General features: G+C 39.2%; 14 protein-coding genes. 5 read left to right on the top strand and 9 right to left on the bottom strand.

The window, feature by feature from the left end:
• Positions 1–149: 149 nt before the first annotated feature.
• From ACK1I8_RS05805 to ACK1I8_RS05795, 3 genes are all read right to left on the bottom strand, one after another.
• Positions 150–1013 (bottom strand): OmpA family protein, encoded by an 864-nt coding sequence (locus ACK1I8_RS05805; RefSeq protein WP_412468395.1) that lies wholly within the window; start codon positions 1011–1013, stop codon positions 150–152.
• A gap of 73 nt (positions 1014–1086) precedes the next feature.
• Complete coding sequence (locus ACK1I8_RS05800; RefSeq protein ID WP_412468394.1) at positions 1087–3597, bottom strand: beta-L-arabinofuranosidase domain-containing protein; 2511 nt, start codon at positions 3595–3597, stop codon at positions 1087–1089.
• A gap of 170 nt (positions 3598–3767) precedes the next feature.
• The gene (locus ACK1I8_RS05795) at positions 3768–5750 is read right to left on the bottom strand and encodes a sialate O-acetylesterase (RefSeq protein WP_412468393.1); all 1983 of its coding nucleotides are present in this window, start codon (positions 5748–5750) and stop codon (positions 3768–3770) included.
• 217 nt (positions 5751–5967) lie between these two features.
• Here ACK1I8_RS05795 and ACK1I8_RS05790 point away from each other — a divergent pair, with 217 nt between their 5' ends.
• Both ACK1I8_RS05790 and ACK1I8_RS05785 read left to right on the top strand, forming a co-directional pair.
• Positions 5968–6288, top strand: a complete 321-nt coding sequence (locus ACK1I8_RS05790) for an RNA recognition motif domain-containing protein (protein ID WP_412468392.1) — start codon at positions 5968–5970, stop codon at positions 6286–6288.
• A gap of 219 nt (positions 6289–6507) precedes the next feature.
• Complete coding sequence (locus tag ACK1I8_RS05785; RefSeq protein ID WP_412468391.1) at positions 6508–7758, top strand: Na+/H+ antiporter; 1251 nt, start codon at positions 6508–6510, stop codon at positions 7756–7758.
• A gap of 297 nt (positions 7759–8055) precedes the next feature.
• Here ACK1I8_RS05785 and ACK1I8_RS05780 read toward each other — a convergent pair whose 3' ends face one another.
• From ACK1I8_RS05780 to ACK1I8_RS05770, 3 genes are read right to left on the bottom strand one after another with little or no spacing between them, the layout of a single operon-like run.
• Complete coding sequence (locus ACK1I8_RS05780; protein ID WP_412468390.1) at positions 8056–9732, bottom strand: sodium/sugar symporter; 1677 nt, start codon at positions 9730–9732, stop codon at positions 8056–8058.
• Positions 9733–9763: 31 nt separating this feature from the next.
• Positions 9764–10915, bottom strand: coding sequence for a galactokinase (locus ACK1I8_RS05775; protein WP_412468389.1), 1152 nt, complete (start codon positions 10913–10915; stop codon positions 9764–9766).
• Positions 10916–10925: 10 nt separating this feature from the next.
• Positions 10926–11987, bottom strand: coding sequence for a UDP-glucose--hexose-1-phosphate uridylyltransferase (locus ACK1I8_RS05770; RefSeq protein ID WP_412468388.1), 1062 nt, complete (start codon positions 11985–11987; stop codon positions 10926–10928).
• A 161-nt stretch (positions 11988–12148) separates the two neighbouring features.
• Between ACK1I8_RS05770 and ACK1I8_RS05765 the strand changes: the two genes are divergently transcribed.
• Entirely contained in the window at positions 12149–12847 is a 699-nt protein-coding gene (locus tag ACK1I8_RS05765; protein WP_412468387.1) for an NUDIX hydrolase, read from the top strand.
• Between the two features lie 91 nt (positions 12848–12938).
• Positions 12939–14750, top strand: a complete 1812-nt coding sequence (locus tag ACK1I8_RS05760) for a glycoside hydrolase family 15 protein (RefSeq protein WP_412468386.1) — start codon at positions 12939–12941, stop codon at positions 14748–14750.
• A gap of 1 nt (position 14751) precedes the next feature.
• Here ACK1I8_RS05760 and ACK1I8_RS05755 read toward each other — a convergent pair whose 3' ends face one another.
• On the bottom strand, positions 14752–15522 hold the full coding sequence (locus ACK1I8_RS05755) for an SDR family NAD(P)-dependent oxidoreductase (protein ID WP_412468385.1): 771 nt from the start codon (positions 15520–15522) through the stop codon (positions 14752–14754).
• Between the two features lie 180 nt (positions 15523–15702).
• On the opposite strand from ACK1I8_RS05755, the gene ACK1I8_RS05750 reads away from it, so the two are divergent.
• On the top strand, positions 15703–16233 hold the full coding sequence (locus tag ACK1I8_RS05750) for an OmpA family protein (RefSeq protein WP_412468384.1): 531 nt from the start codon (positions 15703–15705) through the stop codon (positions 16231–16233).
• Between the two features lie 305 nt (positions 16234–16538).
• Here ACK1I8_RS05750 and ACK1I8_RS05745 read toward each other — a convergent pair whose 3' ends face one another.
• The gene (locus tag ACK1I8_RS05745) at positions 16539–17393 is read right to left on the bottom strand and encodes a family 16 glycosylhydrolase (RefSeq protein ID WP_412468383.1); all 855 of its coding nucleotides are present in this window, start codon (positions 17391–17393) and stop codon (positions 16539–16541) included.
• A 198-nt stretch (positions 17394–17591) separates the two neighbouring features.
• Positions 17592–19427, bottom strand: a complete 1836-nt coding sequence (locus tag ACK1I8_RS05740) for a glycoside hydrolase family 35 protein (RefSeq protein WP_412468382.1) — start codon at positions 19425–19427, stop codon at positions 17592–17594.
• Positions 19428–19434: the final 7 nt, after the last annotated feature.

Genomic DNA, 19434 nt, shown 5'->3' with positions numbered 1-19434 from the left:
ATTCAATTGTTTCAAGACTAACCGCTTAAGTGTAAATGCTGACTTTCAAATCTGGAAATTATTTTAAAAGAAAAGAAAGTTTTTGCATAAAAAAGGGTTGAAATTAATCTTTCAACCCTTTACAATAAGCATTACTTTATTCCTTATTTTTATTTTTGGGATTGCTCAGGCGCCTTGCCAATCAGATCCATAAATTGATCTAATTTAGGGGTTATAATAATCTGTGTACGTCTGTTTTTTGCTTTTCCACCGGCGGTTGCGTTATCTGCAATTGGGTTAAACTCCCCACGTCCGCCAGCGGTTAACCGTTTAGGATCTACCGCATATTTGTTTTGCAATACCTGTACCACAGACGATGCACGTAAGGCACTTAAATCCCAGTTATTGCGTATATTTGGCTGAGAAATCGGTACATTGTCGGTATTACCTTCTATCAGTACATCATAAGTATCGTAATCTTTGATAATCTTGGCAATCTTGCTTAACGTTTCACCAGCTTTATCTGATACTTCGTAGCTGCCCGATTTATACAACATGTTATCAGCTAAAGAAATGTATACCACACCTTTTAACACCTGCACATCAACATCTCCCAATTCTTCCCTGCTTAATGACCGTGTTAAATTATTAGTTAACACCATATTCAGCGAGTCACTTTTATTTTTGGCGTTAATCAGTTGTTTGATGTATTTGTTCGAACTATTAATCTCGTCAACCAGCTTTGAAATATTTACGTTACCCTGGCTGCTAGAATTTAAACATTTATTTAATGCATCCTGTAATGCCACAACATTGGCTTTTTCTGAAGCAATCTGCTCTTCTAAACTTTTAACCCTGCTGTTACTTCCGGTAAGCTCGCGTTGACTATCCTGGTATTTATTACTGAGCTCCTGATTTCTTTCTCTTAGCTTGGCATAAGTATCCTGAAGTTCGGCATATTTTTTATTGCTTACACATCCCGCAGCAAGTGTAAGGGCAAAGAGCATTATGGGAATTGATCTGTATAATTTCATAATATTACTTTATTTGTTATTACAGCATTAGCAAATTCCTTGCCGTAAAGTTTTAGATAGCCAGATACTGATGTTAAAAGGTGTTAACTTTTACCGAATCGAAGCTTGCGAGTGCTTTATAAGTTCTTAAACCTATACTCCCTGAATGATATTCATTATCTGATGCCGACAGCACGGGATTGGCTGATCCGTTTATAAATACGTCAAACTTATTACCCTTAGCTGCTATCTTTAAGGTATATATCTTATTCATTTCAACAGAAAATTTTTCTGAACTTATTACCGTCCATTTTTGTCCGTTAGCTTTTCCAAACACTATGGTTCCATGAAGTTGATCTAAGCCTACATAATAGCCCTGGTAGGCATCAGGCCCTATGGCAGGTTTAGCCACCCTGAACATTAAACCAGCATCACCTTTGGTGTTGATTTTAACATCCGCCTGGTAAATAAAATCCTTAAAGTCTGTACCATTGGCTACATATTTAGATCCATTTATACCATAACCACCAGAACCCGGATTTGAAGAAACATTCATCTGACCATCTTTCCAAAACCAGCCACCGCCATAAAACACCCAATTGCTGGCCATTCCATGATCAAAATTTTCTACCAAAGTTTTATTTATCATTTTCGGTTTACCGATTAGGGGGAAACAGCTTAAACGAATACTTTCAGATCCGTATGGTACCAATATAATTTCTTCAGGCTTTTCTGCTGATGCAATTGGACCGTATGGTACATCAAAAGCAGCAACCTTGTTGTAATCTAAACCCCATGATGGAATCTTTTTAGCCTGAACCCTGATTTTCAGCGGTGCATCTGCTGCGATGAAAGGGTTCTCCGGCATGCTCGACCGAAGTAAACTGGCATTGCTTAAATCACCTTTATCGATCATTAAACCATAATTCCATGCCGATTGTGGATAGATTTCATCATCAGTAAAACCTGTTACAGCGTGCGTTTTCGTCACCTTATTTATGGCCTTAATTTCGAGCGCATAAACGATAGGACCACGTTCTACACTTACAGAATTGTTTACCTGCTTTTCCGTAGTAATTCCCATCGGAAAATCCAACTCCAATTGATCCTGATTTTGCCATTTTCGGGCTATAGTGAACATCTCTCCAGCCTTTACGCCCTTTAAAATAACTCCGTTTAGCTTAATTTTAGGTTTCACACTCCAGGCTGGGATCCTTAAAATCAGTGGAAAAGATGTAGGATCAGCAAGGCCAATTTTTAATCTGATCTGTTCTTCGAAGGGATAGTTGGTTTCTTCAGTGATTTTTACCTTTTGGTTTCCGGCAACTGTAGTTTCTATTTCCATGGGGCCATAGCTAATTACAGCCAAACCTTTTTCTGGTGTGGCCACAACACTATTTTTCACATAATAGGGCCAGCCCATGTGCATGTTATAACGGCAACAGCCAAAGCCCGAATATGGACTGGAAATGATACCAGTGGCATAATCCTGATTAAAGCCATGTTCGCCGTAGATACTCTGCACCTGATTGGGCAATGTATAGTAAGAATGGTTTTTAAAATCCCGGCTAAACTGAGCAGGCAATGCATTAAAAGCCACTTTTTCTAACTGATCGCCGATTTTCGCATCATGGATAACCCTGGCAGCCGTTTCTAAACTCTGCATCCATTCTACTACCGTACAGGTCTCCACGCCTTCTATGCTACTGGTACCCGCCAGAAATTCAGTTCCGGAACCTAAACCTTCCGGTTGACCATGGTCGTGCATAATATGACCGATGCCTTTAGAAAACGCCTGAATGTTGACAGGAAGATCTTGAAGTTGCGCGTAAATTATCGGAAATTTTAAAGCCTGAGCCACATTAACCATATGTTTTGGCTGAAAATCGTCACCAAAAAAGTAAAATCCGTTGTTGGTATAAATATCAATCCATGGGTAGGCTTGTTCTTTTAACTTTTCTACAAGCGTTAACAGATACTTTTCTCCGGTTTTATTGTAAAGCCAAATGGCAATTTCCATGTTATCACCTGCTCTCGCTTTAGCCCACTCACTTAAAGGTTCAGCATCAAGGTGTTCAAGCTCGTATTTTAAGTATTTTGAGAGGAATGGAATAACCCTTTTATCATTTGTGGCCTCATAATAACTTTGCAAAGCATACATCATTGGCATACGCGGCCACCAGTCTTTCATTTTAGGCGGACCAAATAATCCGTTAGCTTGTTGGTTATTCAATGTCCAATCAATATACTTTTGCGCTTTCGCTTTTAGCATCGTATCATCTAAAGTATAGGCCAAAGCGACCAAACCTTTAACATAATAAGGTACACGCTCCCAACTGCTGCCATCTCCGCCTAGCCAATCAGTATTTTTACCCAGATTATCTTTTTCCGGGTATAGTGCTTCGGCCATGCCTGTTGCTCCGTCTCTTTGCTGTTCAAGTTGCTTTAACAACCAACCCCGGGCTTTAATACTGCCAATGGGCAACTGTACATAAACGTGCTGTTTTAAAGGGGTTTTATTAAACTCAGTTAAACTTTGGGCCCCTGCATATTTAATGGATAAACCGGACAGCAGTAAACATAGTGGAATTGTTATTTTCTTCATAAAGTATATTGGTTAGATGCTTATTAAAGTAAAAATAACAAATATATTCAACCAATAAAACGATTTAGTAAAATATCAGAAACCAATTAACTGCTTTCAATCAAATAAAAATGATCCAATAAATTATAGCGGATAAATTGTTGGGATTTGGATAAAATGTTTTTTAAAATCTATTTCTTGCCAAAGGTAATGCCCTGCCAGGTATCTGTCCTAAATGGAGAAGCTGGTAAGCCATCATTACTCATCAGATTGCATACCGGATTGTTTCCCCATGCATAACGAACGGCAACGGGATTTGCCACCATATCGCTACTCACGATAATCTGATTCCCTTTGATAAGGGCTTTGGCCCAATAAAATTTCTGATCTGCCCCAGCAATGGCAAAACCCGTAGGCGCTGCACCATCTGCGGTTTTTAATCCATTTTGGCTATTGCCAAAAGTTAATACAATCTGTTTTCCTTCAATTTTATTTGATTGATAAATTGGACCAGAATAATTTATGTTTTGGCCATATGTTTTAGCTAAAGCAACCAATGCCAATCTTCTGCCTACTTCCTGTTTATTTTTAGGGTGGATATCTTTTGCATCGCCAATATCAATAATTGTGGCCATGCCTGTATTTGGTAAAGCAAGTGTTTTTTGCTGTGCCTCTCTTAATTCTGCCCATGCTGATGCTGAAGGCGTATTATCAATCTGCATAAAATTAGCCAATTGTACAAAATAGAAAGGAAAATCGCCCTGCCCCCATTTCTGGCGCCAATCTTTAATCAGGGTTGGAAATAATATACGGTATTGGTAAGCTCTGTCGGCATTAGATTCTCCCTGGTACCAGATAGCGCCTTTGATGGAGAATTGCAGGTAAGGATGGATCATGGCGTTGTACAACACTGTTGGCCGGTTGGGGCCATTTTCTTCGTAGGGTTTAGGCTCGACGTTTTTAAAGTCTAAACCTATTTTGTATTTCCATTCTCCTGCTAACGAAATTTTGCTGGTTCCATTTGCTAAATTTAAATCGTTGGCATTACCGTATATTCCACCGCCACCGCCACTATCAAAAACCCTGACGGTAATTATATTTTCACCTACCTTAAGTAAATTAGCGGGTATGACATATGTTCTTGATACATTATAACCCATCGTTTCGCCAATTTTTACACCATTGATAAAAGTAATGTCGTTATCGTCAACAGTACCCAAATTAAGTTTTGTTCCATTTATCTTCCAGTTTTCAGGAATCAAAACCTTTTTTGTCAACCAAACTACGCCATCAAAATCTTTAAGTGCTGCATCTTCCCATAAGGTCGGCAGCGTCATGCTTTTCCAGTTATCACTCTCGGGTAATGCCCATTTAAAAGTTCCATTCTGATTACCTGAGTCTTTATCAGTAGTGATCTTAACCCAATTCAACAATTTTTCTTCGTAAGAAATTGATGCTGGATTCTTAGCACTTTTCTGTATCTGATCAACAGCTGCAGCGAAATCGGCCATCTTTTTTAGCGATTCGGCACTCGTCCAGGCTTCAGCAATTGTTCCTCCCCAGGAGGTATGGATCAAACCGATGGGGATTTTGGTCTTTTCATACACTTCTCGGGCAAAGAAGTATGCGGTAGAAGAAAATTCAGCAATATAATTGGGGCTACATTCCTGCCAGCCCCCGTTAGTCACTTTCGTATCGTTAAGCGGAACGTTACTGGCAATATGGTTAGTTTGCAATAAGCGGATATTGGGATAATTAGCCATTGCAATTTCTTTTTCGCTATTGAGGATTTTGCCCCACCCTGCCAGGGGCATTTCCATGTTCGATTGTCCTGAGCAGATCCACACATCACCAATGAGTACATTATGAAGTACCAATGATTCTCCATCTGATATGGTAACGGTATAAGGACCCCCAAAACCTGGCGTTGCCACTTTAAGTTTCCAGTTACCATTGGCATCGGCAATAGCGCCATAATTAATTTTATTCCAGGAAACCATCACTTTTACCGCTTTACCTGCTTCTGTTTTGCCCCAAATTGCTGCATTTGTTTTCTGCTGTAGCACCATATTATTGCCAAATACCGAAGGCAATAAAATTTTAGCCTGGGTAAATGGTGATATGAAAAGTAATAATACGAAAAGCAGTATGGTATTTAGCCTAAGGGTACTCATATCCTGAAATATTTTTGATGATTAGAAAAAACTAATGTACGTTTTATACCAGTGAACATCAATATCTTTTAACCTCTTCACTAAAAACTTATCATAAAATGGCACAAAATTCGTAAAATTTAGTTTGGGTAAGAATATCATTTTGCTTATTTTGCAAGCCTAAAGGAACAAAGCTACTTTTATAGTAGCCCTCAATGTTCTCTCAAATAAAAGAATAATGGTTAAGATTTTCATAGGTGGCCTTCCTGACAATATCCAAGAAATGGATTTGGCAATATGGGTTAGCCTTCATGGCAGGGTTGAAACAATTAAAGTAGTTCGCGACAGGGCTACGGGAAAATGTAAAGGCTATGCATTTATGGAAATTTACAGCCTTCCAGATGCCAAAAACATCGTATCTACCTTAAATGGCGAAACTTTTAAAGGTAATGTGATCACGGTGAAAATATCTGAAGAAGAAAGTGGTTCAAAAGCAGCAAAGCCAAAACCCAATCCCAATCCAACTTTTAAAAGTAAAAGGCCCAGGTTGCAACGCTAGGTTTGGCACCAGAAAAGAGCTACTGGGTCAGAATAGTTTTCGATAACACCAAAGGGTTATCCTATCCATTTCGGCAAATAAGTTTATCTTTTATGGTAATGGGATGAGCTATCCTTTTACTTTATATAATTTATTTCCAACAGAAAATTTTTAAATCAGTTCTAAACCTATATTTGCAGGCAAGTGTTCCCACACTGATTAATCCCTACATTTGCAGATATGGAAAATTACGCCATCGTAATATTTATTTTAGCCGTGATGATTGGCCTTTCTGCTTTAGCAGACCGGATTAAAATCCCCTATCCTATTTTGTTGATTATCGCTGGAATTATAGTAGGTTTTATACCTGCTTTGCCACCAGTTGATATCAACCCCGAAATTATATTCTTGATATTTTTACCGCCATTACTTTATGATGCCGCCTTCAATATCTCGTTCAGGGAATTTAAAACCAATATCAATACCATATTTACCCTGGCCATAAGCCTTGTTTTCATTACGGCTATCGGCATTGCTATAGTTGCACACTACATGATTCCGGAAATGGGCTGGCCAGTATCTTTTGTACTGGGCGCAATTCTTTCTGCAACGGATGCTGTTGCTGCGATGAGTATTACCAAGGGATTGGGTTTATCGCACAAAACCAATACTATTTTAGAGGGCGAAAGTTTAGTCAATGATGCTTCTGCACTGGTGGCCTATCGTTTTGCGGTTGCCGCGGTAACCGGAACAGCCTTTGTATTCTGGAAAGCTTCCCTTGAATTTGCTTTTTTGATGGCTGGTGGATTCTTGACAGGCATGGTAATGTCGAAAATTTTGGCTTTGATCCTTAAAAAGATCCACAGCAACCACCTGGCAACCATAAGCTTTATGTTATTGATGCCTTTTGTTACTTATTTAATAGCCGAACAGGTACATGTCTCGGGGGTTATTGCTGTTGTTATACTAGGGTTAGGCATTTCGAGGTTTAGCAACAAGGTATTTCCGGAGCAGCTTAAAAATCAATCAAAAAATATCTGGGACATTATTATCTTTTTATTAAATGGACTAATTTTTATATTGATTGGTCTGCAACTCCCTTATGTATATAAAAATATCAGCAGTGCAGATATCTTACCTTACATTGGTTATTCGCTGGTCATTACAGTTGTAGCCTTGTTGTTACGGATGGCGCGGGTTTTTCTACAAAAGGTTAATCTTCAAAAAGCTTTTCAAAAAGGAAAACACCGTATCACAGAAGATGCGTTACTTGATTTTAAGAACAGTCTGATCATCAGCTGGTCGGGTATGAGAGGCATTGTATCATTGGCTATTGCAATTGGACTGCCGGCTACTTTATCAGATGGCAGCGCATTTCCGCAGCGGAATGCCATTATATTTATATCAGTCGTGGTGGTTCTGTTTACCTTAATCGGGCAAGGGCTCACTTTACCATGGCTGGTCAAGAAACTGGCAAAAGAGAATAAATAACTGATTATCAGCACAAATTATAAACAACCATTGATTTTAACTTGTTTTAAAGGAAAGACGTTGAAATAAATTCAGCATAACGATTACCAGAAAAACGGTATTCATAAACTTGTTCAGGGTCTTTTAGGATGGTTAAAAGCTCTGACCATCTTGCAGTCATCACGTAAAAAAATGACAAATCAATCAACCAGATTTATTTTTAATCAATATGGGATAATGGTGGTTAAGAACTTTGACTATCTCCCGGGCATTGCGCCCAGGTGATAGTCAAAGTAAATAATCCTTGATCTAAAGGATTTACCAATACACACTGTAAAGCGCAACCAATAATCCAATTATGATTAAAGCGCCCACTGCAAAACTGGTAGTGGTTTTAAACATCTTTGCATCGATTTCCAATCCTTTGGCTTCGGCTTCAGCTTTATTACTGAATATACTGATGATGTACATTCCAACAATGCAGAATACAAATACAAAGCCCATACGATCGAGGAATGGAATTTCATAAATTCCAGCAGCATTCTTAACAGAGAATCCCATACCCGACAACCATGAAAGATCAGTCCATTTAGGTAAGAATTTAAGTAGGATGGATAAGCCGAAACCTCCAATAGTAGCAAAAAGGGCTGCGCCTGAAGTAGATCTTTTCCAAAAGAAACCTAAAATAAACATGGCAAAAATACCCGGAGATACAAAACCGGTATATTCCTGGATGTATTGAAAGCCACCTTTTTTATCAATACCCAAAAATGGTGCTATTATTACTCCGAGTAACATGGCTACGCCAATAGAAATTTTACCAGTCATTACCAGGTTTTTCTCCGACGCGTCAACATTTAATACCTTTTTATAAATATCTAAAGTAAAAATCGTAGCAATACTATTTGCTTTACCTGCTAAGGAGGCCACAACTGCAGCAGTTAATGCGGCAAATGAAAGACCTTTTAACCCGGCAGGAAGTAAATTTAACAAAACAGGGTAGGCACGATCGGGATTTACGGATCCATCCTGTAACATTTCTGTTTGGAAGGCACCATCTTTATATAATACATAAGCGGCAATACCAGGCAATACCACGATAATAGGCATTAATAGTTTTAAGAAAGCGGCAAAAAGGATACCGCCACGGGCAGTTTCTAAATTGGCACCTAAGGCACGTTGCGTAATATACTGGTTGCAGCCCCAATAGTTCAGGTTTACGATCCACATACCACCAATTAATACACTCAAACCCGGTAAATCGATGTAATTTTCATTATCAGGTTTAAGGATCATATGGAAATGCTCTGATGCTTTAGTCGTCATTAAACTATAACCTTCAAGTACACCGCTCGTTCCGTAGTGCGTGGAAACCAGGTTTAAAGCCAGGTAAGTGGTAGCCAAGCCTCCCAAAATCAGGAAAAATACCTGGATTACATCTGTATAGCCAATTACTTTCATTCCGCCAAGGGTGATGATGATGGCAAAAAATGCAATAGCATACATACAGAATCTCAAATCGAAACCGGAAATGCTGCTTACTGCCAATGCACCTAAATAAAGAATAGAAGTTAAGTTAACCACCACATACAGCAATAACCAGAAAACAGCCATAATCATGGCAACGGTACCATTATAACGCTGATGCAAAAACTGAGGCATGGTGGCTATTTTATTTTTCAGATAAACCGGAATGAAAAATACGGCCACAACTACTAAGGTTAGTGCACCCATCCATTCATAGGTGGCAATGGCCAATCCCATTTTAAAACCTGAACCACTCATCCCGATAAACTGCTCTGCAGAAATGTTCGATGCAATTAATGAGGCACCAATGGCCCACCAGGTTAAAGAACCTTCAGCAAGAAAATAATCTTTGGAGCCAGTAGATTCTGACTTTTTCTTATTGTAAATGTACAGGCCATAAGCAGCCACGATAACGAAGTAAATTGCAAAGACAATGTAATCCTTCGTGTCTAATAAATTGTTTTTCATTGATTTATTTTGGTTGGTATCCCTTTAGATTTTAATTAAATAAACTGGTTCCATTATCGGTTTGAACGGTATAGGAATCTAGCTTAAGGCCAAATTGCAACAAATATTTAGAAGACAGTTCTTCGATTAAGTCCGCAATTTTTTCTTCTTTAACAATATTGATGGTACAACCGCCAAAGCCGCCCCCCATCATTCTGGCACCAAGTACACCATCTAAAGGTTTAACCGCTTCAACTAAAAAATCCAATTCTTTACAGCTTACTTGATAATCTTTGCTTAAACCCTCGTGTGTTTCGAACATTAGATTTCCCAAACCCTTCAAGTTGCCATTTTCAAGTTGTTCTGCCGCTGTAAGTAAACGACCGATTTCTTTAACCACAAAGCTGCATTTTGTAAACACTTCTTCATCTTTTGGTTTAACATGCGCTTCCAACATTTCAAGATTTACGTCGCGTAATGTATTTACGTTAGGGTAATGCTCTTTTATCCAGGCTACACCTTGCTCACATTGAGCCCTTCTTTTATTATAGGCAGAGTCGGCAAGGGCATGTTTTACATTGGTATTTAAAAGCAAAAGTTTATAACCATCTAATTTTAACGGGATGTAAATGTGTTTCATCGATCGGCAATCAAGCATAATGGCCTGATCTTTTTTGCCAAATACAGAAGCAAACTGATCCATAATTCCACAATTAACACCGGCAAATGTCTGTTCTGCCTTTTGTGCAATTAAAGCAATGTCCGTTTTCGGAACCTCAAGCGAAAAAAGCTGATCTAGTGCAAAACCCGTTGCACACTCTACTGCCGCTGATGATGATAAGCCTGCACCCAATGGCACATCGCCATCAATATAAAAATTAAAACCACCTAACTGATAACCTCTTTCTTTTAGCTGATCGGCTACACCTAAAATGTAGTTTGCCCAGCTATTTTCTGATTGCTGTAAGTTTTTTACGGATGAGATATCAAACTGCTGATAACTTTCTGAAAATAAATGAATTTCATCGTCTTCTCTTTTTGATATGGCTACATAAATAGCTTTATCAATAGCGGCAGGCATTACAAACCCACCATTATAATCGGTATGTTCGCCAATAATGTTAATTCTTCCCGGCGAACGAACCAAAATGGGTTCGGCATTGAAAAGTCTTTTAAATGTATTTTTTAAATGTTGTGCATTCATTATCTAGTATTTAGTCTTCAGCCTTGCTGGTTTTATAGTGTACGGTAGACATTTCTTTCAATCGGGTTGCCGCAAATTCAGGCGTAATATCGCGTTGCGGATTGGCAAGCATTTCATAACCGACCATAAATTTTTTAACCGATGCCGAGCGCAACAACGGTGGATAGAAATGCATATGCCAATGCCATTCTGGATAATCACCATTGTTTACAGGTGCCTGGTGCATACCTGCCGAATAAGGGAAAGACGTTTCGAACAGATTATCGTATTTGGTAGTAAGGATTTTAATGGCCTCGGCCAGTGCTTTCTTTTCGGCAGCAGTAAAAAGTTTAATGCTGTTTACATGCCGTTTGCTGATAATCATAGTTTCATAGGGCCAAACCGCCCAAAAAGGCACCAATACTGCAAAATGCTCATTTTCAAATATGATGCGCTCATTTTTCTTTTGCTCCAGCTTTAAATAATCGGCAAGTAAACTTCTTCTATGAATGGCATAGTAAGTTTTCTGACGCTCTGTTTCTTTGGCAATTTCTAAAGGAACATCTCCCTGCGACCAGATCTGACCATGTGGGTGCGGATTACTACAGCCCATAATTTCGCCTTTATTTTCAAAAATCTGAATATATTTAATCCAATCGTTCCCTGCCAGACTGTTAAATTCGTTCTGCCAAACATTAACCACAGCTGTTATAGCCTCTACACTCATTTCGGGAAGTGTTAGATTATGTTTAGGGCTAAAGCTGATTACCCTGCATAACCCACGCTGGTTGTTCGCTACCAACAAGTCACTTTCATTCATTTCACCGGCTGGTGTATCTTGCAACAGCGCGGCAAAATCATTGTTAAAAACAAAGCTTTCTGTATACGCCGGATTGGTATCACCGTCTGCTCTGCCATTTCCAGGGCATAAATAACATTTTGGATCATACTCGGGGCGGTTATCCGGGCTAATGTCTTCAACTTTACCCTGCCAAGGTCTTTTTGTACGGTGAGGAGATACTAAAATCCACTCGCCGGTTAATATGTTCAGCCGGGTATGCGGATTACTGTCTAGTTCGAATGTTTGGTTCATTTTATATTTGATCAACTGTTAGAAAAAAGAAAGGCACATGGCCCTCCCATCTAATCGGCCAAATTATAAAATTATTATTAATTGTCAAAAAGACAATTAATAATAATTTTTATTTTCGTGAAAATTTAAACATATTAAGCCCATTAAAACCTTGATAAAAAATGATTGAATATTCCAGGCAGCCGCATTATCTTTTTGCTGTTGATTGCATTGTGTTCGGATTTGATGGCGAACATCTCAAAATTCTATTGGTGAGGCGGGGTTTAGAACCCGAAATAAACAAATGGAGTTTGATGGGCGGTTTCGTAGGCCCAGATGAAAGTCCGGATGATGCAGCAAACAGGGTTCTCAAAAAAATGACGGGTTTAGAAGGGGTTTACCTGGAACAGATGCAGATTTACGGGGAACCTAATCGCGATCCCATTGAAAGAACGCTTTCTGTTGGGTATTTTGCCCTTATTGATATCCATAAATATGAGGCACAATTGAATGACGATTATGAGGCGGAATGGTTTTTGATCAACGAGAGGCCTAAACTTATTTTCGATCATAACCAAATGGTTACTGATGCCCGAAAAAAATTAAGGTATAAAGCGGCCCTTCACCCCATCTTGTTCGAAATGCTGCCTAAAAAATTTACGATTCCACAGTTGCATATCCTTTTTGAAGAGGTAAACGATACTAAAATCGATACCAGAAATTTCAGCCGTAAGATTACCTCCACGGGATTATTGATTAAACTGGCCGAAAAAGATAGAACAGGCTCTAAAAAAGGTGCATTTTATTTCAAACTTGATAAAAAGAAGTATGCGGCCAATGCACAGGCCTTTTTAAACCTGGTTCCAAACTTAAAAGTGTAGCTTATTCCCTGCTTTTACAACGCTTAGTGTTATTAAAGGTAAAACAAAAGCAAAGCATTATTCCTTTGCTTAATTAAATTATACCTTTAATATGGCAAAGCACAAAAAACGACCTTTCCAGCCAATAGAAAACTATGGCGTTATCGGCAACCTGAAAACTGTAGCGCTGGTTTCGCTAAAGGGTTCGATAGATTTTTTGTGCGTACCAAAATTTGATTCGCCCACCGTTTTTGCCTCAATGCTCGATTCGGAAAAAGGAGGTTATTTCTCGGTTGAACCACAGCTCGAAAACTTCACCAGCAAGCAACTTTACCTGCCTGGAACAGCAGTTCTCCTTACCCGGTTTTTCGCCGAACATGGCATCGCAGAGCTTAGCGATTACATGCCCTTATCGAAAGAAACTGATTTCCCCAGTGCTATTGTGCGGCAGATCAAATCCATCAGGGGCAACATTACTTTCAAGGTTTTCTGTGTCCCGGCTTTTGGCTATACCAAGAGTAAACATACGGTTGAGCATGAAAATGATGAACTGGTATTTTTTTCCAAAACAGAAAAACTAACCTTAAAACTAAAAGCAGATGTACCGTTACATATTGAAAAAGGTACTGGTTATGCTGAATTTACGCTAAAGGAGTCGGAAACAGCTCACATCATTATGGAAATTATTGAAAATGATGAAGTTGCAGCTGATTTAGCTCATTATAAAGAACATGGCTACCGCAAAACCGTAGATTACTGGCGGGAATGGATCAACCAAACCACTTATAAAGGCCGTTATGATGAAATTATCAGGAGATCGGCAATTACCTTAAAGTTGCTTACTTCAGCAGAATTTGGTTCGGTAGTGGCTGCGCCTACCTTTGGTTTGCCTGAAACGATCGGTGGAAACCGTAACTGGGATTACCGTTTTACCTGGATCAGGGATGCGGCTTTTACCATGTATGCATTTTTAAGGCTTGGCTTTTTTGATGAGGCTACTGCATTTATGGACTGGATATTTAATCTTTGTCAGAAAATAGATTTACAACTGGTGTATCAGATTGATGGTAATACGAAAATAAAAGAAGTAGAAGCTGACCAGTTTGAAGGTTACCTTTCGTCGAAGCCCGTGCGCATTGGCAATGAAGCAGCCAGCCAGTTACAGATTGATATTTATGGAGAATTGATTGATACGATTTACATTTATAACAAATCGCACAAGCCAATTACATACGAGTTCTGGACATTGATAGAAAAACAGGTTCAATGTGTAATCAAACAATGGAAAAAACCCGATCATGGCATCTGGGAGATCAGGAATGAGAAAAAGGAATTCCTGCACACACGCTTAATGTGCTGGGTAGCGATGGATAGGGCAATTAAAATTGCGGAAAACCGATCATTCCCTTACCCAGAGCATGAGTGGCACAGTATCCGCAGCGAAATTTATAAGGATATTTATCATAATTTCTGGAATGAAAAATTGGGTGCATGGGTTCAGTACAAAGGTGCCACACATGTAGATGCCAGTGCCTTGCTGATGCCGCTAACACACTTTATTTCACCCCTTGAACCCCGTTGGCTTTCGACCATGAAAGCAATTGATAAGGAATTACTGCTGGACGTATTGGTTTACCGTTATAAAAACGGCATGACTAAAATAGACGGATTGGAAGGCGAAGAAGGTACTTTTAACATGTGTTCGTTCTGGTTTATTGAAGCATTAGCTAAAAGTGGAGAACTGGAACGTGCGGTTGAAAATTTTGAAAAGATGATCGGTTATTCCAACCATCTTTTACTCTTTAGCGAGGAACTGGGGCAAAAAGGTCAGCACCTGGGAAATTTTCCACAGGCTTTTACACACCTGGCTTTAATCAGTGCGGCTGTAGAGCTTAACAAACAACTGAGTCGCCAAACCGGTTAGCCTATTGTTCTTCGTAATGATAGGTTAATCCTCCATCAACATAATAGGTTGATCCGGTTACGTAAGCGGCATCATCAGAAGCCAGAAACGCCACCACTGCAGCCACATCTTCTACTTTACCCATCCGTTTTAATGGAATATTTTGAAGTACTTTTTCCAGTTGTTCTTTATTGTTCAATAAATCCTGATTGATCGGTGTTGAAACCGCGCCTGGTGCCACGTTATTAATCCTGATATTAAAGGGTGCCAATTCTGAAGCGAGATTTCTGGTTAACATCATTAAACCACCTTTACTGGCACAGTAGGCGGCAAAGTTCGGAAATGCAATTTCTTCGTGTACGGAACTCATGTTGATAACCGTTCCGGCTACTTTGCTTGCTCTACAGTAATTCACAAACGATTGGATGCTAAAAAAAACACCTTTTAAGTTTGTGTTCATAATGAGGTCGTAATCTTCTTCCGTAACTTCCCAAAAGCTGGCCTTCTTTTCTACGCCCGCATTATTTATCAAAATATCTAACTGGCCGAATACTGCTACAGCATCAGTTACCAGTTTGGTGGCCGCATCAGCTTTACTTAAATCGGCCTCTAAAAAAGTTACTCTTCTGCCGAGATTCTTTATATCTGCAATAAGTTTTTCGCCCCTTTCATCAAACTTATGACCATTTAAAATAATATCACAGCCCTCTTTGGCCAACCTTAAGGCGCATGCAGCGCCAATTCCCTGACTACTTCCGGTAATTAAAGCGATTTTGTTTTCGAAACGATGCATATAAAAATGTTATAATAGATAAAGGAAATATAGATCAATATGTTTGCGTAAAATTTAAGTAAATTAAAACGTTTGCTACACCAAATGTAAGTTCTTAAAAAAAACATCGTTATAGCTGTAATCATTTATTAGTATGTTTGGGCATTAAACACACAATAAACACTAATTTAATCTTAAAACATGAACATGACCAAAAACCTTTTGTTTACAACGCTCTTAGCTTTATTTACGTTAACCCTGTATTCTTGTAAAACAAAAAAACTTGTTGCAAAACCCGCTCCGGTTCCGGTTGAAAAACCGGCGCCAACAGTAGAAGAGAAAAAACCAGCACCTGCGCCAGAGAAAGAAGAGGCTCCGGTTCCGGTTGAAAAACCTAACTTTAACTTAGATAACATCCAATTTGAGTTTAACTCATTTGTACTTAAAACATCCTCATTCCCTATCCTGGATAAAGCGGTAACAGAGATGAAAAAATCGCCGGATACAAAATTTATTCTCAATGGCTATTCATCTGCTGAAGGTACTCCTGAACACAATATGCAGCTTTCTGTTGACCGTGCAAATGCCGTAAAATCATACTTTATCAACGCTGGTTTAAACGGAAATAATTTTACCGTTGTTGGTCATGGCGAGAAAAATCCTATTAGCAGCAATAACAGCGAAGAAGGCAGGATACTGAACAGAAGAACTGAAATAAAGGTTCAGAAATAATTATTAAAATATTACAAAAAGGGCTATGGTTTAATTTCCATGGCCCTTTTCATTTAACGTGCTGCCGTTTACGAACTTTTTTCCGGTTACTACCCATAGAGGTTAGCATTACGTCGCTACCGGTATCCGGGTAAATAAGTTTATATCAGTCAGACAAACAAAGCGAGTCGGAGACTTATTGCTATTCTTTAATCCGTAGTCCTCCGGAACACTACGGAAAGGCATGAGGTATTATTTCTAACGAAGTACCCTGAAACAAGTTCAGGGTGATGATATTCTGAATAGAATAGGGTGTTACAGGTATATTATTTCTGATACACCCTAACATAATCTACTTCCATCCTGTTGGGGAATTTGGTATCATTTAGCGGTCCGCCATTCATCCCACCCATAGCCAGATTGAGTAAAATGTAATGTTGTTGTTTAAAGGGATGGAAATCTGAGCCGTCGTCATTTTTAAGATCTTTTAACAAGGTCCGGTTCATAAGCAGGCCATCAACATACAAACTAATGGCTTCGCTATCCCAGTCCATACGCCAAACATGAAATGATGCAGCCCATTTTTTACCGCCCAGTTCAGTTATACTTTTGGTATTGCTAAACCATTTTGGCTTTTTATCGGCACCTAAACTAGCGATATTGGCCAATAATTTTCCCTCGTAATACTCCATAATATCGATCTCTCCATTGGCAGGCCAATGGCCCTTTAAGCCCAATGTCCAAAACGCCGGCCAAAGTCCGTCTGAGATGTCAATTTTCCCTCTCATTTCGAAACGGCCATATTGCCAGCTTTGCAAACCTTTGGTGATGATACAGGCTGAAGTATAGGTGATATTTTTGGGCTTTTTGCGCCAATCATTACTCCCTTCTACATAAAGAGGATTGGGCTTTTGTTCTTTTCGGCCTTCGATAATCAACTTGCCGTCTTTACAAAAGGCATTTTCTGGTTGATACCATTGAAGCTCCTCGTTACGTACAAAACCTTTTTCATAATCCCAATTAGCTGGATTGGGTGCCCCATCTTGATTAAATTCATCGCTCCAAACCAATTTATAACCTTCTGATGAATAGTTATCGGATTTTAGTTGTGATTTTAATGCGCAGGACGAAAATAAAATAGATAACAATAAAATAAAAACTAATGAGACTTTATTTACCATGTGGCTTATCTTAATTTAATTAATACAGTTAGATTTGGTGAGGACTAGTGAGGTAGCCAATAATATCCAGGTATGATATTATAGGTAAGATCGTTAAAGGAGTTTAGGGTTGAGACGATCTTGTCAGCAAGACTTGTACATTCTTCTATCCGTAATGCGCTTCGAAACACTACGGATAGAGAAGGTATTTTTAACAGCTTAATCCAGGGTTACTTTCTTAATTGTATTTAAAATCGGCTGATCAATTGCTTTTAAAATATTTTGATCAGGTTTAATCAGTTCCAGAACAGAAATATCGTTTTTCCCCTTTTTCAACCATTCCTGTGGGATATAAAGTGTCTGTTGCGGACCAATTGCCCAATACTTACCTAAGTTGTGTCCATTAACCCAAACTACTCCTTTGCCCCAATCGGACATATCTAAATAAGTGTCGGCTACGGTTGAAATCTGGAAAGATCCTTTTTGTAAGGTTGGCCCATATCCATTTGCTTTTGACTGACGGGCGGTAGTGATCCTATCGTTGGCGAAAGGAAAACCATACATTGACCAGTCTTTAATCTCGGTACCATCAAAAGTAACCTGCTCTGTGATGCCCTTTTTATTTTCCAGCAGATACTTTCCAAAATTGATGCGTCCCATATTCTCCACGAAAATATCGAGCTGCACCTCTCCTGCCGGAAGATCTAACGATAAGGTATTCTGGTTTAGTCTGCGATCTAAAATCCCGACTCTTTTCTGATTGATGAAAACGAGGGCATAATCGCGTAATTGTTTAAGTTGCAACTCACCTTTTCTACCACCTTTGATGGTAGTGCGGTATAATACGTAACCATAATCCTGACTTAGGTCTTCGAAAGTTAATGGGGTACTATTTTTCACCGCTTTAGGCAGGGCATTAAACAAGGTCACTTTAGTAGCCAATTTAAAGGGCGCTATGGCTATGCTTGGCTTTGCAGCAGGAACTGGCGGTAAGCTTTGTCCTTCGGGAAGATGTTTTTCAATTACACTTCTAAATGCCTTAAATTTTTCAGTTACGTTTCCTGCTTCGTTTAAAGGTGCATCATAATCGTAACTACTAATCTGTGGCTCATAAGGTGAAGTATCCTTATAATTGGCTCCATTCATAAAATCGCGGGTGGTTCCGCCATGGAACATGTACATATTAATTGAAATTCCTGATGCTAAAACAGAATCTAATTTTTGGGTATATTGTTCAGCTGGAACCGTGTGATGAGGGGTTCCCCACCAATCGAACCATGCAGGATACCATTCAGCAATAAAATATGGGCCTTTGCCATCATGATTTTCATTTACCAACTGCCTGATTTTTGTTGGATTATCGATCCCGTTGAGTGCCGGAAGTAATCCATCCAAATGCCCGTCTTTTACATCTGCTGCAGGATCGCAGGTATAAAGCAACCCGTCAAAGCCTGCGTCTATAAACATTTTCCGATTGATATCTAAATATTTTTTATCGGCAGCATAAGAACCGTACTCGTTCTCCACCTGTACCATAATGATATTACCACCATGGTTAATCTGCAATGGTGCCAACTGTTTGCCCACTTCAATGATATATTTTTTATACTCATCCAGATATTGCTGTTCGGTGCTTCTTACCACAAGGCCTTTTTCAGTTTGCAACCAATAAGGATAGCCACCAAACTCCCACTCTGCACAAACGTAAGGACTTGGCCTTAAAATAACCCATAGTCCTTCTTGCTGGGCAATTTTTACAAACTCTGCAATGTTGTTGTTGCCTGAGAAATCGAACTTGCCCTTTTGTGGTTCATGCAAATTCCAGAACACGTAGGTACCAATGGTATTTAAGCCCATTGCTTTGGCCATTTTCATACGTGCCCGCCAGGCTTCTTTTGGTACACGTGGATAGTGCATCTCGCCTGAAATAATCTGAAAAGGTTTTCCATCCAACAAAAAGTCTTTTTCTCCTAGCTTAAACGTATGTTTAGCTTCCTGGGCAAAAGCCGTTAAGGAGAAACATAACGCCATCAGCCATAGTAATCTTGGTTTCATTTTTTCT

The organism is Pedobacter sp. KLB.chiD (assembly GCF_047040275.1).
Taxonomy (GTDB): Bacteria; Bacteroidota; Bacteroidia; order Sphingobacteriales; family Sphingobacteriaceae; genus Pedobacter.
The sequence above is the reverse complement of the archived record's forward strand: the minus strand, read 5'-3'. Positions and strand labels throughout refer to the sequence as shown.